This is a genomic window from Catenuloplanes japonicus, from assembly GCF_000717135.1.
Lineage (GTDB): Bacteria > Actinomycetota > Actinomycetes > Mycobacteriales > Micromonosporaceae > Catenuloplanes > Catenuloplanes japonicus.
This window is the reverse complement of sequence record NZ_JNXY01000049.1, coordinates 22,766-36,709: the sequence shown is the minus strand read 5'-3', so window position 1 is coordinate 36,709 and position 13,944 is coordinate 22,766. Positions and strand designations below refer to the sequence as shown.

Here is a 13,944-nt window from a genome sequence, read left to right as displayed (position 1 = left end):
GATGGACAGCGTGATCACCGGGAATGCCCACGACCCGCATGCTCTGCTCGGGGCGCATCCGAGCGCCGGGGAGACGGTCGTTCGCGCGCTGCGGCGGCATGCGAGTGACATTTCGGTCATCACGCCCGATGGCACGAAATATCCGATGAAACGCGTCCATCCCGAAGGCGTCTTTGAGACGATAATTCCGGACAAAGTGACGGATTACCGCCTCGACGTCGACGGCGACGAACAGGACGACCCCTACCGCCACGGTCCCACCCTCGGCGAACTCGACCTCCACCTCATCGCCGAAGGACGGCACGAGCGGCTCTGGACCGTCCTCGGCGCCCAGTCGACGGAAGACGGCACCGCGTTCGCGGTCTGGGCCCCGAACGCCCAAGGCGTCCGGATCGTCGGCGACTTCACCGGCTGGGACGCGCACGACGGCTGGCCGATGCGCTCGATGGGCGCCTCCGGTGTCTGGGAGATCTTCGTCCCCGGCGTCCCCGAGGGCGCCCGCTACAAGTTCCGCATCCTCGGCGCGGACGGCCACTGGCGCGAGAAGGCCGACCCGCTCGCCCGTCACACCGAGATCCCGCCGCGTACCGGCTCGGTGGTCTATCGCTCCTCCTACGACTGGGCCGACGGGGAGTGGATCAGCGCCCGGAGCAAGAGGCAGCCCCACCGCGAGCCCATGTCCGTCTACGAGGTCCACCTCGGCTCCTGGCGCCCCGGCCTCGGCTACCGCGAGCTCGCGGACGAACTGGTCGGCTACCTGGTCGAGATGAAGTTCACCCACGTCGAGTTCATGCCGCTCGCCGAGCACCCGTTCGGCGGCTCCTGGGGCTACCAGGTCACCGGCTACTACGCGCCCACCAGCCGTTTCGGAAACCCGGACGAGCTGCGCATGCTCATCGACGAACTGCACCAGGCCGGCATCGGCGTCATCCTCGACTGGGTGCCCGCGCACTTCCCGCGCGACGAGTGGGCGCTCGCCCGGTTCGACGGCACCCCGCTCTACGAGCACGGCGACTGGCGGCGCGGCGAGCACCCCGACTGGGGCACGTACGTCTTCGACTACGGCCGCCCCGAGGTCCGCAACTTCCTGGTCGCGAACGCGCTCTTCTGGTTCGAGGAGTTCCACATCGACGGCCTGCGCGTGGACGCGGTCGCCAGCATGCTCTACCTCGACTACTCCCGCAAAGAGGGGGAGTGGCTGCCCAACCAGTACGGCGGCAACCAGAACCTGGACGCGATCAGCTTCCTCCAGGAGGTCAACGCCACGGTCGGAAAACAGTACCCCGGCACGCTCATGATCGCGGAGGAGTCGACCGCGTTCCCCGGCGTCACCGCGCCCACCGACCACGGCGGCCTCGGCTTCGGCTTCAAATGGAACATGGGCTGGATGCACGACACGCTCACCTACGTCGGCAAGGACCCGGTCCACCGCCAGTACCATCACCACCAGCTCACGTTCTCCCTGGTCTACGCCTGGTCGGAAAACTACGTGCTCCCGATCAGCCACGACGAGGTCGTCCACGGCAAGGGCTCACTGACCGGCAAGATGCCCGGCGACGCCTGGCAGAAGACCGCGAACGCCCGCGCCCTCATGGCCTACATGTGGGCCCACCCCGGCAAGAACCTGCTGTTCATGGGCGCCGAACTGGGCGACGACCGCGAGTGGTCCGAGGAGCGCGGCCTCGACTGGTACCTGCTGCACGACCCGCAGCGCGCCGGCCTCAAACGCCTGCTCACCGACCTCAACGCCGCCTACCGTGCGAACGCCGCGCTCTGGTCCCAGGACACGTCCCCCGCCGGCTTCCGCTGGATCCTCAACGACGACGTCACCCACAACACCATCGCCTTCCTGCGCCTGGCCCCCGACGGCAGCGCCCTCGCCTGCATCGCCAACTTCTCCGGCGGCCCCCTCGACGACTACCGCATCGGCCTGCCGTCCGCCGGCCGCTGGACCGAGGTCGTCAACACCGACGCCCACGTCTATGGCGGCTCCGGCGTCGGCAACCTGGGCGGCATCTACACCGACGACATCCCCTGGCACGGCTTCCCCGTCTCCGCGGTCCTCCGCGTGCCGCCGCTGGGCGTGCTCTGGCTCAAACCCGCATAAGAACCACAACCATCAGGGGGTACGCGCGTTCCGCGCGCATCCCCTGATGCGCTGCGCGGCCCGGGCGCCGGACGGCTCAGTGCGCGATCGGCCGCTCCACACCATGGTCATACTTGGCTTTGGACTCGCCGGTCAGCCGTCTTCGAACCCGGACTGTTCGAACTTGAGGGTGCGGGCGTTTTCGGAGACGGTGCGGACCTTGGCGGGATCGAAGCCACGGGTGACGGCGGCGTCGATGTCGACTCGGACGGTCAGGGTGACGCCTGGCGCGGCGGCGAGGTGGGCGAGGATCTCGTCGGCGATTTTCTTGAAGTCGGTGCCGTAGCGGTCCGGGCTGAGTTCTTTGCTGCCGAAGAAGCGGATCTTTGCCTTGTCGGCCGGTGTCGTGTGCGCCTTGTCGGTCGGTACGGTGGTCGGTTTCTGTGGATTGTCGTCTGGTTCCGGCGTGACGGTGGTCGTCTCGCTGTCGCGTTGGGCGGTGGCGACGATCGGTTTGATGATGAGCGTGGTGTCGGTGATGACGGCGTCGGTGTGGTCGTTGGGCAGGCGTAGCCCGCGATAGCGGTGTTCGGTGTCGTCGAAGCTGTCGGCGAGGGCGAAGCCGTCGGAGTCCCAGACGAGCACTGCTGCCGTCAGTCCGGTGTTGAGGACGGCGCGGTCACGGAGGCGGGGCATGTACGGGTAAGCGGTGTAAGCGCGCCACAGCTCGCCGACGCTGACGTGGTCGGGTTCCCAGAGCTTGGGGACGACGCGGTCAAGAACGTGGCGGATGACGGCGGGTGCCTGCTGGGTGGTAAGGGCGCCGTCGCTGCCGAGCTTCTTTGAGACGCGTTCGGCCAGGAAATTCGTCTGACCTTCGCTGATCTTGGTGGCGGTGATGCGGAACGAGGCACCCGGATCGGGTTGTTCGGGGACGAGTGCCCATTGGTAGGTGCCGAGGAGTCTGCTGTCGGCGGTCTGGTCGGCGCGTTTCTGGTTCTCACCGGCTTGCTTGCGCTGGTTCTCGGTGAGGTCTAGTTCGGCGCTCCTGTCCAGGACATCGGTCCAGCCGAGGTAGTCGCGGATCGCGGTGTCGAGTTCGGCCATCCGGTCGGCGTCGGCAGCGAGGTAGACGAGCATATTGCGGTGAATCCGGTTCGCGGTGCCTCTGTGCGCGGTGGTCGTGTGAGCCAGGGCAAGGGCGGTGCAGGCGTCGTCGCGACGGCGGTAGACGGCCTTCGGGTGCAGGATGACGAGTTGGGCCTCGTCGTCGTCGCGGACGTCGGCGCTGTCCTCCGGGCAGACACGCACACGGGCGAAGTCGCCGCGAGTTCTCTGCTGGTCGGTGAGGCGTTTGACGATCTCGGCCCAGACATCCTCGGGGTGTAGCCGTTCGGCGTGGTCTTTGGCGCGGCGGGAGATGTTGGCTTGCAGGTCGTACCAGAACCGTCCGGCGCCGGAGTAGAAGTAGGTGGTTCGGTCGCCGAGGTGGGCGAGCGCGGAGTGGAAGTTGCCCGGCACGTCGCCGGGGGTGGCGACGCCGAGGAACAGCCGCTGGGTCTCCAAACCCTTGTGGGCGGTGCCAATGGTCGGTGCGGCGCCGAAGAACACCGCGCGCGCGAGCCGCCGGGTCAGGGACCGTTGCCCGAACAGCGGCTTGGCGCCATCGATCTTTACCGGTTCGGAGTTGGGGCCGTCAACGTCGGCGTCGATGATGGCCTTCCACGAGTCCTGGAGGTATTGGGTCAGTTCGGTGTTGACCGACGCGGTGGCCAAGGGGACAGAGCCAGGCATGATTAGTGGTGCGGCGTCCTCACCGACCCAGAGGGCGTGGATGACGGTGTTCATCAGCCGCAGCACGCCGCGCGTGCGTTGGAAGCGTTCGAGGCTCGACCAGTCCTCGTAGAGCCGATCGAACAGCTCGGGATGGATCGGATAGGTGTGCCGGATCCGGGTCTCGTAGTCGTTGTCCCGGGCCTCGCGGGGGAAGTCGTCGGTGTGCTTACGGTAGAACTCGACGAACGCCCGCGCCGTCGCCCCAATCGCGGCCAGGGCCTGCGCGTCGGGATTGACGAACAGCCGTTGCCGCACGATGTGGTAAGCCTCGTCCGACGACGCCGGCCGCCACTGGTCGGCGACACGCCGGACCACGTTCTGCAGCCGCTTCAACGCCTCCAGGCCATGCGCACCACCGACCTCTTCGGCGGTACCCACCACCGGCGTTTCACCCGGCGTATGCGAGGCGGGAATGGAGATCGCGAGCAGGACACCGCTGGTGCCCTTCGCAGCCTCGGTCAGTGACTGAGCGAACGTGAACTGCGTGTCGAATGTGCCTCCACGCTGCTTGTCGTCGTAGAGCTGTCGGGCGTAGGCGACCCATTCGTCGATCAGGATCACCGCTGGGGCATGCTCGGCCAACAGCGTGTGCAGCGCGCTGCCGGGCGCTGTGCCATTGGTGTCGGCGTCAGCGACCAGCTGGTACGCCTGCGGGCCGCCGAGCTGCCAGGCCAGTTCACCCCACACGGTGTTGACCCGGGTCCCGTCAGGTTTGGTCTCACCGGACGGCGCGAAATGATTACCGACGATCGCCACCCGCCGCACGCTGGGCGGGATCGTGTCGTAGCCGCTGTCGCCGAGAAGCTCCTGCACCTCCTGCGGGAACCGGCTGCGCGGCAGGCCGCCGGCGAGATGCCATAGCGACAGCATCGAGTGGGTCTTGCCGCCGCCGAAGTTCGTTTGCAGGTTGATCACCGGTGAGGCGTTGTCGTCACCCGTCAGGCGGCGTACCGCCCGGCCGATCAGATCGCGTAGGCCGTCGGTGAGGTAGGTGCGGGTGAAGAACTCGACCGGGTCGGCGTAGTCGCGGCCGGTGTCCGTGCCCGAGGCGACCTTGTACAGGTCGGCGGCGAACTCGGCCGCCTGGAAGTTGCCGCTGGCCACGTCGTCGTGCGGGCGCAGAACCTCCCGCCACGGTTGCAGGCCCTGCGACTGCGGGTTCGTCACCACCGCTTTGAGGGTGCGCCGGTCATCACGGTCGGCTGTCATCCGGCGCAGGTTCAGCCGGATCGCGGTCACCTTCTCGGCCGCGTCGGCGGCGCCCACCGCGGTGAGAAGACGCTCGGCGGTGTCGAGGTTGCGGTAGGCGTCGTCATCGGTAAACGACCTGCCGTGCGCCCAGTCGTTGCGGGTCTGGCGCAGTTCGCTGGCGTAGCTCTTCTGCACCTGGCTCAGCAGCCCGTCGAACGGGTACCAGCCGGGACGGACCTGGTGCGGAATGTTCTCGGTCAGCATCCGCAACTGCACCTGCGGGTCCAGCGGGTCGTACTGCTTGCCCTCGATGCCGTTCTTGGTGTCCTTCGCCGCGACCAGCATTGCCCACGATGTCCCCGGGGCCAGCTCCGGACCGAGGATTTGGCCGATGAATGCGTCCAACGTCGGCGCTAGGACATCGAACATTTGACCGATCCGGTCGCGGTTGGAGGTTGCCATCAGTCGTCCTCCTCGTCGAAGTCGAGGGCGGTCTGTTCGTTGGAGGGGACGCGTCCTTGCGCTGCGTCGGTGATGTCCGACCATGATGTGGCGAGCGTGTTGAACGCCAAGGCGTCCTGCGACCACTTGCTATCGTCCGCGATCCGGTACAGCAGGAACGCCAACTCCTTCACCAGCGCAGCGTCTACGCCACCACCTGGCCGCGATGTCACGGCATTGAGAATCTCGCCGGCAGCGCCCACTCCGCCCGAGTCGATCGTCCGGATCATGTGATGGGCCGCCTCCCACACGCTGACCTGCACGGCCTGCATCGGGTCATATGTGGCCGGCAGGTCGGAGGGCTTGACGAGCGTCACCTTGCCCGCACGGCTGGTCAGGATGCCGACCCGGTCGAGAGCTGCCACCGCTGTGTTCCGCGCGTGCGCCATGTTGTCGGCGTCGCCGAACTTACCCGCTTCGTAGCCGTGCTGGCGGTACCACTCGATGGCGAACCTGGTCGCGCTGTCGAAGTCTCCCTCCTGCTCGCTGAGTACCTCGTCCAGCACCTCGTTGATCCGAGCCAGCGCCGCTCCGACACGCATCGGACTACCGTCCGGCTCCAGCACCGAGGAGTAGCGGGAGAACACCGCCATGCCCGGGCCGATCGCGGCTTGCCGCAGGTCGACCGGCGCGATCATCCCGTGCTGCAGGTCCCGCAGCTTCGCTGGCAGTTCTTGTTGGAGGGCTGCGATGAAACCGCGCCGGTCGATTGTCGGGGCGTTGTCCGGCCGGGGCCGTAACGTCAACACGATCGAGGATGCGAGCGAGTTGGTGTCCTTTGCCAGCATGCGGTTGCTCAGTTCGCTGCGAACCGGCCAGGTCGCCGTGATCGACCATTGAGAACGGATCATGCTGTTTAGCAGCGTCTCCCAACCAGTTGACGTCTCACCCTCCTTGCCGCTCTCCGACTGCTTGTACGCGTAGTACACCGTGATCGGTAGATCCGCCCATGCCGACTCGCGTACGCGAGCGAACACAGCCCGAAATCCGTCCTCGAAGAACCGCTTCGCCGGCCCCTTACCGCCGTGGCGATACGGATTTGCCACCAGTTCTTCAACCTTCGGAACCAATAAGGTCCCAAATAGCTTTGTGTGAATATCTTTTAGGCTTCGGCGCAACCAGACGTAGAAGAAGTCGGACAGGTCCGAGTAGCCGATGTTGTCATAGTAGGGCGGATCGGTGCTGATCGGAATTCCAGAGAAAGTGTATGTCGCTGCGTCGTGCTGCTCTGCAGCTCCTTTAATCGTGGCGGGCGTGCACTGTAATGCCTTTACGACCCAATCGAGCTGCCCCGAGAATCCGCCTGACGACGAGGAGAATGGCATCGCCTCGGCATAATCCCATACCATCGGAATCGCCTGGCGCGCAAAGGTGTTTCTGATGATTTCGCGACTGCTGTGCCAGCTGCACAGCGATGACCAGTAGTCGGTGCAGCGCGATACCGACAGGCTTAGATATGTTGCAATCGTGTCGGCGTAGGCTTCGGCGTCGGTGCCGCCGGCTTCGAGGCGGTCGCCGTGCAGCATGCCTACGGAGAGTGTATCTTTCAGGGCTCGCTCCCGAGCCTCGCCAACAAGATCGCTGAACGTCGTCAACGCCAACAACTGTCGACTGGTAAAGAGGTCGCAGAATCGGGTCAGGCCGTATGCGGGCGTCCAAAGGTTTCGCGGGTCATGCCCCAGTTCCTGGTCTGGCACATCGATAGGTCGGTCGACCTGCGCGGATTTGACGTGCTCGTCGGTTGGCGAGAGGTAGACCCGTTGTCGAAGTCCGTCGCTGACCACAGCGATGAGGTCTGCGCCCATCCGGGACTGCGCGCTCTCGGTCTTGACGTAGTCGACGCCGATCGTTGAGTCGCATGAGATGCAAGTAGCGCCCTTTCGTCCTGACATGCTTCCATCGCGTGACAGTATTTGGCTGCCATGGGCCACTGCGTACTGGACGCGTCTGCCGCTTGGATGGGTCGGGTCTTTAATGACCGCAGGGACGACGTAGGCTTCTTTGCCTTTCTTCTTGCTGAGCCACCAGGAGCTGACGAGGGGCATGTCGATGCCGCAGCCGGGGTTGGGGCAGGTGACGGTGCGTGCCCATTTCCAGGCGATGACGTTGGCTTTGGTGCCGTCGGGGAGGGCGGCTTTGGGGTAGTGGTGGCCGATGCGGCGTTCGGCTTCGTCGCGCATCCACTGTCCGTAGGCGCGAACGTCGGCCGCGAGTCCTTCGGCGCCGCGCCGCGAGGTAAGCCGTGTTTCGGCGTTGTCGGGATAGACAGGCGCCTTATCGCGGAATTTGGGCGGGATTTCGATGAGGGCTTTGTTGATGAGGACGGCGACGGGGTTGAGGTCGGAGGCGTGGGCTTCGAGTCCGAGGCGTTGGGCTTCGAGGGGGATGCTGCCGCCGCCGGCGAAGGGGTCGAGGATGGGTGGTGGGTTGCCGTCGCAGGAGGCGACGATTTCGGCCTGGGCTTCGGCGAGGAGCTTTTCGTCGCGGGTGTTTTCCCAGATGACGAGGCGTTTGATGATGTCGTGGAGTCGGTCTCGTTCGGCTTCCTGGGCTTCCTGGGTGGGGAAGCGGTCGGGGTGTGCTGAGGGGTCGTCGACGAGTTGGGCGAAGAGGACGGCGCGGCAGGTGGCGAGCGGCTTCCTGGACCACCAGAGGTGGAGGGTGGAGGGGTGGCCGTGGCGGATGGACTTTTCCCGGGCCGATTCTCGGTTGATGGCCTCCAGGGGGAGGGCCACTTCGATGAGTTTGGGTCGGTGTGGTGTGACCATCGGTCGCCTCCAGCGCCGCCCGCGGGCTGAACCCCTGTGGGCGGCTGTCTCGCGATCTTCGCCGTCTATGCCAGTTTCGCGAGTTTCGGCCCGTAATGTGAGCGTTCTTCAGAAAGGCAACTGTCCGGCGGCCCAGTTCTTGGGCCAGTCGCCGCGGACGCCGGTGGCGGCGAAGTCGTTGATCTCGACGCCGCGGAAGGGGTCGTCGAGGTAGCGGATCTGGTCGTGTTCGGGTCCGCGGGGGTCGACGGTGACGAGGGCGAGGCGGTAGTCGGGGGCGGTGTTGCGGCCGAGGATGACTTCGTTGTGGGTGATGAAGAAGTCCTCGGCGTCGGTGATACGGGCTTTGACCTCGATCCGGATGCGACGGCCGTCCGAAGTCTCCGAGAGGATGTCGAAGCCGGGGTTGTTGGACGGCTGTTCGGTGGGGGTGCGGCCGAGCGCGCGTTCGGCGGCCATCACGGCGTCGACTCCGCGTCGTTCGACGGTGCGAGTTTCGGCGGCGTGGATGGGGGCGTCGGGTGCGATCGTGGTTTCGACGTCGGCGAGGGGCAGCACGATCGCGGCGGTGACGACGCGGGGTGGCCGGGTGGACATGGCGGCCTGCCGGTCGAGTTCGGCGAGCCGGCGTTCGAGCCGGGTTTCGAGGTCGTTGGCCTTGTGGGTGAGGCTGTCGGCGGACTCGCGGGGCTTGCCACCGCGCTGAGCGTGTTCGGTGGCGTGGAGGGCGTCGGCGGCGAGCCGGTTGATTTCCTGGGTGAGCCGCTGATGGACTTGCTGGCGGGCACGTTCGAGGTCTGCCGTCCGACGCGGCTGGATGTCGGCGAGGTAGGCGGGAAGTTGGTGGGCGATGATCCAGCTGACGGCGTGACGTTCGGCGTCGTGCAGCCACGGAAGAGCGCGGGCTGCGGCGCTCGCCGGGCCGGGTGGTGCGGCGGCGCAGTCCAGATAGGGGGCGGGGCCGGCGGGGGTGACGGTGCCGTCGGCATCGACGTGGGCGTAGCCGAAGCGCCGGGCGACTGAGGCGCCGGTGCCGTCGATGATCTCCTCCAGGACGCCGACGAGTAGGTGTGGGCGGTCGACGGCGGTCGAGACGAGGACGGTGCCGCGTTCGAGGAGGTGTCCGTGCTGGGCGATGGTGTGGGCGAGGACCGCGTCGTGCAGGGGATGGCCGGGTGCGAGCAGATCGGCGCGTGGCCGTCCGGGCGCGTCGATGTCGTCGAGGGCGAAGGTGACGCGTTCGTACCGGGTCGCGATCGGGCCGTGCGTGGTCCGGGTGCGGATTGGTGCGGGCACGTTGGTGATCTCGTATCGGCCGCGTTCGCGGCGGGCGAGTCGCCCGCCAGCGCGTTCGAAGGCGTAGCGGAACGCCCATTCGATGTAGTGCGGCTGGAGGCGGCGGGCGCGGGCGTCGTCCATCTGCCGGCGCATCTCGGCCAGGTCCGCCGGGCCGAGGACTTCGTGGGCGAGGGCGTGGTCGGCGAGGAGTTCCTTGACGCCGTTGGCGTACTGGGTGTCGATGACCTCGTGCATGCGGGCGCGGACCTCGGGCTGTTCGCCGTAGCGGATGGCGTCGAGCAGCAGGCTTCGCAGCGGGGTTTCGCCGAAGGCGAGGCCGAGCACGTCGAAGACCTTGCCGCCGTACGCGGCACGTTGCTCGTCGACCTTGGCCAGCAGCCGGGTGAACACCTCGCCCTCGCGGGTGTTGCTGGCCACGAGGTTCCACAGCCGGCAGACCTCGGACTGCCCGATGCGGTGGATACGGCCGAAGCGTTGCTCGATGCGGTTCGGGTTCCATGGCAGGTCGTAGTTCACCATCAGGTGGGCGACCTGCAGGTTCAACCCTTCGCCCGCGGCGTCGGTGGCGAGCAGGACGTGGCAGTCCGGGTTCTTGGTGAACTCCTCCGTGATCTGCCGCCGGTCCGCACGGCGGACACCACCATGGATCGCCCTGACCGCCTCGGTGCGGCCGAGCAGCGTCTGGATCTTCGTGGTGAGGTAGCCCAGGGTGTCACGGTGTTCGGTAAACACGATCAGCTTGCGCCGCACACCGGAAGGGCCGGTGAGCACGGTGTGGTCGTCGAGAATCTGCCGCAGCTCGCTCCATTTGCGGTCCTCGCCACGATCCCGGACCCGTTTCGCGACGGCGGTCAGGTCGTCGAGTTCGGCCAGTTCCGCGTCCAGTTCGTCTACGGTGCGGGCGGCGGTGGCGGCGTCGACCAGTTCCTCCTCGACCTGCTCGATCTCGTCGGCGAGGTGTTCGTCCGGGTCGTCGAGGAAGTCGCCGTCACGCAGCAGCGGTGCGTCGCTGACAGCTGTTCCGTTGATCAGTTCCTGGCGGCGGCGTCGCAGCCGCTCGGCGCGGCGGCGAAGCGACTGATAGATCGCCTCCGGGCTGGATGCCAGCCGCCGCTGCAAGACCGTCAACGCGAACCCGACCGTGTTGCGGCGCTTGTCGTCAAGCTGGTCGGCCCGGTTCATCCCTTGCCGCACGTATTGGGTTACCAGCTCGTACAGCTCGGCCTCGGCGTGGGTCAGTTCGTAGGGCACGGTCTGCGCGATCCGCTCCGGGAAAAGCGGCTTGCCGTCGAAGGTGTGCAGATCCTCCTTCACCATCCGCCGCATGAGGCCGGTCGTACCGTCGTCGCCGTGGACCTCGCGCCGGAACCGGCCGGCGAACCGGTCGGCGTCGAGCAGTTGCATGAACAGTTGAAAGTCTTCGTCCTTACCGGCGTGTGGGGTGGCCGTCATGAGCAGCAGGTGGCGGGCGAGACGGCCGAGGAGTTCGCCGAGCAGGTACCGCTTCGTCTTCTCGACCTTGCCGCCGAAGTGATGCGCGCCCATCCGGTGCGCCTCGTCGACCACCACCAGATCCCACTGCGTCTGCGCCAGCTCGGCGAGGAGGTCGTCGTTGCGGGCCAATTGGTCCATCCGCGCGATCAGCAGCGGCTGTACCTCGAACGCGGACACCCCTGGTAGCCCGCCCGCGCCGGTACCGGCGAGCAGGGTGAACCGCAGCCCGAACTTGAAGAACAGCTCGTCCTGCCACTGCTCGACCAGGCCGCCCGGCGCGACGATCAGGCACCGGTGTACGTCGTCGCGCAGCAGCAGTTCCTTGATGTAGAGGCCGGCCATGATGGTCTTACCCGCGCCCGGGTCATCGGCCAGCAGGAACCGTAACGGGGTTCGCGGGAGCAGTTCCCCGTACACAGCGCGGATCTGATGCGGTAACGGCTGTACATCGCTCGTCGCTACCGCCAGCATCGGATCGAACGTGCCCGCGAGCCGGATCCGATGCGTTTCGGCCACCAGCCGAAACTCCGCAGGGTTGGCATCGAACGGACGCCCCCGGTCGAGCGCCACCGCCAGCGACGCCTCGTCCGAGCGATACAAGACCCGGTCGAACAGACCACCAGCCGAGGTCCGGTAGGTGAGTTCGACCGCGTCAGTGCCGTGCCAGGCCAGCCCGACCACCACTACGACTTCACCGGCCACGACACCGGCCAGGCGAGCCTGCGGCGCGATCTCCTCAAGCCGCATCCCACACTCCAACCCGGCGGTGCCTCGGTGACGACGACGGCCAGGTTCATTGGATCTCCCCGCCGGACCGCCCGCGCGGAGTTGGCAATCCTGGACTCAGCGGCCACCTCACGCGGTAATATCGCTGATCCGGACGGGGCAGTCGTAAGCTCATCGGCGGACGAGAATGGGACTATGGATCCCGAACCGTTCGGCCCGAATGTCATAGAAGTCAGCGGCACAGCGATGTTGCTGACGACCACCGGTGGCGGTGTCGCGATCCACCTCACCGCCTCCGCCGAAACAGCTGCTGCCGGCCAGGAAGCGGTAGCCGACTTCTACTTCGACGAGGAAGCCGACGGCACGCACGGACTGGCGGGCTACGACCGGCACGCGCTGACCGAACCGCGATGGTCAGAGAAGACCCTGTGCGGTCGAGAGTGGGCCGTCATGGTCGGCGGCGACGGCGGTGCCATCGGCAGGTTTGGCGAGGTAGCCTTCGCACCGACCTGCCGCCGCTGCCTTACAATCCTCGACCGGCACTTCCCCACACCGGTAGCAGACGACCGCCTGGTACTCGTGGCTCAGCTTGCCGCCGACGTGGTCATCGACCAGCGAGGGTTCGCCGAGATCCACCACGTCCCGGGCGATCAGCAAGACACGCTTCGCAAGACCATCCGAGCCGCGATCCGGCGACGTATCAATCAGCCGGTCCGGACCTACTCGATCAACAGTGTGATCTATGTCGAATGCAAGGCCATGTACGACCAGCACGCCCGCCGGAACGATCATGAAGCTGCCGAAGCCATCGACGCGGTCCTCAAGGGCGAACCGTCGCCGCATCGCGAACGCGACTGGATCATCTCCTGGGAGACCTGGGGAGTGGCCTGACCTTAGGCTCACGAAGAACGGTCGGCTCCGGGCGCAACACCCCCGGAGCCGACCTTCTCAAGAGCCGAACGATGCCTGAACGATTTGGCGACGATCAGCAAGGCTGCGTTGCAGTTTTGCGACGTTCGCGGGCAGGAATCGAACCTGCGCGTTCGTCCTGAAAGCGGCGCGCACTTATAGCGCCGGCGGCAGTCCGAAGCGCGGGAAGAGGCGGTCCACGTCCAGGAAGTTCGTGACTGCGGTGATCTGCGTGCCGTTCGTCTCCAGGGCGATCAGCGACCACGGCGTGTGGCCGGCCGGACTCGCGCGGTACTGGGCGTACCCCGGAAGGCCGTTGATCTTGATCGGCAGCAGGCGGGAGCCGCGGCAGCCCGACCCGGTGCCGGACATCCAGGCGCGGATGTCGGCCGGGCCGCGCAGCCAGAGTGGGAGCGGCGGCATGGAGAATGTGGCGTCCTCGTGCAGCAGCGCGGTGAGCGCATCCAGGTCGTACGCCTCGAACGCGCGCACATATCGGTCCAGCAGCGCGGACTGTTCCGCGCCCATCGGCGCAGCGGGCGTGTCCGTCGGCGCGGACGCCAGCGTCGCCCGGGCCCGCTGGAGTGTGCTGTTGACCCCCGCCACCGTCATGTCCAGTAGATCCGCGACCTCGGCCGCCGACCACGACAGCACCTCGCGCAGGATCAGCACCGCCCGCTGCTTCGCGGGCAGGAGTTGCAACGCCGCCACGAACGCCAGCCGCACCGTGTCCCGCTCCGCGACCACCGCGGCCGGGTCGTCCGGAATCGGCCCGATCCACATCTCGTCGCCGAGCGGCGCACCGGGTGAGGTGGCGTCGCCGGAGCCGGCCGGCCCGAGGTCCATCGGGCGGACCCGGCGCTGCGCGCCGGTCAGCATGCTCAAGCACACGTTCGTGGCGATCCGGTAGAGCCAGGAGCGCAGCGCGGAGCGGCCCTCGAAGCCCGCATACCCGCGCCAGGCCCGGACCATGGTGTCCTGGACCGCGTCGTCGGCCTCGAACGCGGAGCCCAGCATCCGGTAGCAGTAGCCGGTGAGTTCAGGCCGGTACGACTCCAGCTCGATCGCCACGTCGGTCATGGTCAGAAAATTTATCCCGCAGACCGATGAGTTACCGCCTCCGGCCCGGTCTGC

The 13,944-nt window shown here is 66.9% G+C and carries 6 protein-coding genes; 2 read left to right on the top strand and 4 right to left on the bottom strand.

Annotated features, from left to right (window positions below):
- Position 1 precedes the first annotated feature (1 nt).
- Positions 2 to 2,107: a 1,4-alpha-glucan branching protein GlgB gene (gene glgB / locus OP04_RS45940; protein WP_033346408.1), complete on the top strand. Its 2,106-nt coding sequence runs from the start codon at positions 2 to 4 to the stop codon at positions 2,105 to 2,107.
- Between the two features lie 132 nt (positions 2,108 to 2,239).
- Here glgB and OP04_RS45935 read toward each other — a convergent pair whose 3' ends face one another.
- The 3 genes from OP04_RS45935 to OP04_RS45915 all read right to left on the bottom strand — a co-directional run bounded on the left by OP04_RS45935 (position 2,240) and on the right by OP04_RS45915 (position 11,922).
- Positions 2,240 to 5,575: a Swt1 family HEPN domain-containing protein gene (locus OP04_RS45935; RefSeq protein ID WP_085067314.1), complete on the bottom strand. Its 3,336-nt coding sequence runs from the start codon at positions 5,573 to 5,575 to the stop codon at positions 2,240 to 2,242.
- Positions 5,575 to 8,349, bottom strand: a complete 2,775-nt coding sequence (locus OP04_RS52705) for a DUF1156 domain-containing protein (RefSeq protein WP_198154281.1) — start codon at positions 8,347 to 8,349, stop codon at positions 5,575 to 5,577. The genes OP04_RS45935 and OP04_RS52705 overlap by 1 nt, the downstream gene beginning before the upstream one ends.
- Positions 8,350 to 8,490: 141 nt before the next feature.
- Positions 8,491 to 11,922, bottom strand: a complete 3,432-nt coding sequence (locus OP04_RS45915) for a helicase-related protein (protein WP_033346367.1) — start codon at positions 11,920 to 11,922, stop codon at positions 8,491 to 8,493.
- A gap of 174 nt (positions 11,923 to 12,096) precedes the next feature.
- Here OP04_RS45915 and OP04_RS45910 point away from each other — a divergent pair, with 174 nt between their 5' ends.
- Positions 12,097 to 12,792, top strand: a complete 696-nt coding sequence (locus tag OP04_RS45910) for a hypothetical protein (protein ID WP_033346366.1) — start codon at positions 12,097 to 12,099, stop codon at positions 12,790 to 12,792.
- Positions 12,793 to 12,966: 174 nt separating this feature from the next.
- Here the strand turns inward: OP04_RS45910 and OP04_RS45905 are convergent, their stop codons facing one another.
- Positions 12,967 to 13,890 carry a sigma-70 family RNA polymerase sigma factor gene (locus tag OP04_RS45905; RefSeq protein ID WP_051800087.1) on the bottom strand — a complete coding sequence of 308 codons (924 nt, stop codon included), beginning with the start codon at positions 13,888 to 13,890 and terminating at the stop codon, positions 12,967 to 12,969.
- Positions 13,891 to 13,944: the final 54 nt, after the last annotated feature.

Coding starts and splice junctions, on each gene's coding strand:
- glgB (WP_033346408.1), top strand. CDS start 2: ATGGACAGCGTGATCACCGGGAATGCCCACGACCCGCATGCTCTGCTC.
- OP04_RS45935 (WP_085067314.1), bottom strand. CDS start 5,575: ATGGCAACCTCCAACCGCGACCGGATCGGTCAAATGTTCGATGTCCTA.
- OP04_RS45915 (WP_033346367.1), bottom strand. CDS start 11,922: ATGCGGCTTGAGGAGATCGCGCCGCAGGCTCGCCTGGCCGGTGTCGTG.
- OP04_RS45910 (WP_033346366.1), top strand. CDS start 12,097: ATGGATCCCGAACCGTTCGGCCCGAATGTCATAGAAGTCAGCGGCACA.
- OP04_RS45905 (WP_051800087.1), bottom strand. CDS start 13,890: ATGACCGACGTGGCGATCGAGCTGGAGTCGTACCGGCCTGAACTCACC.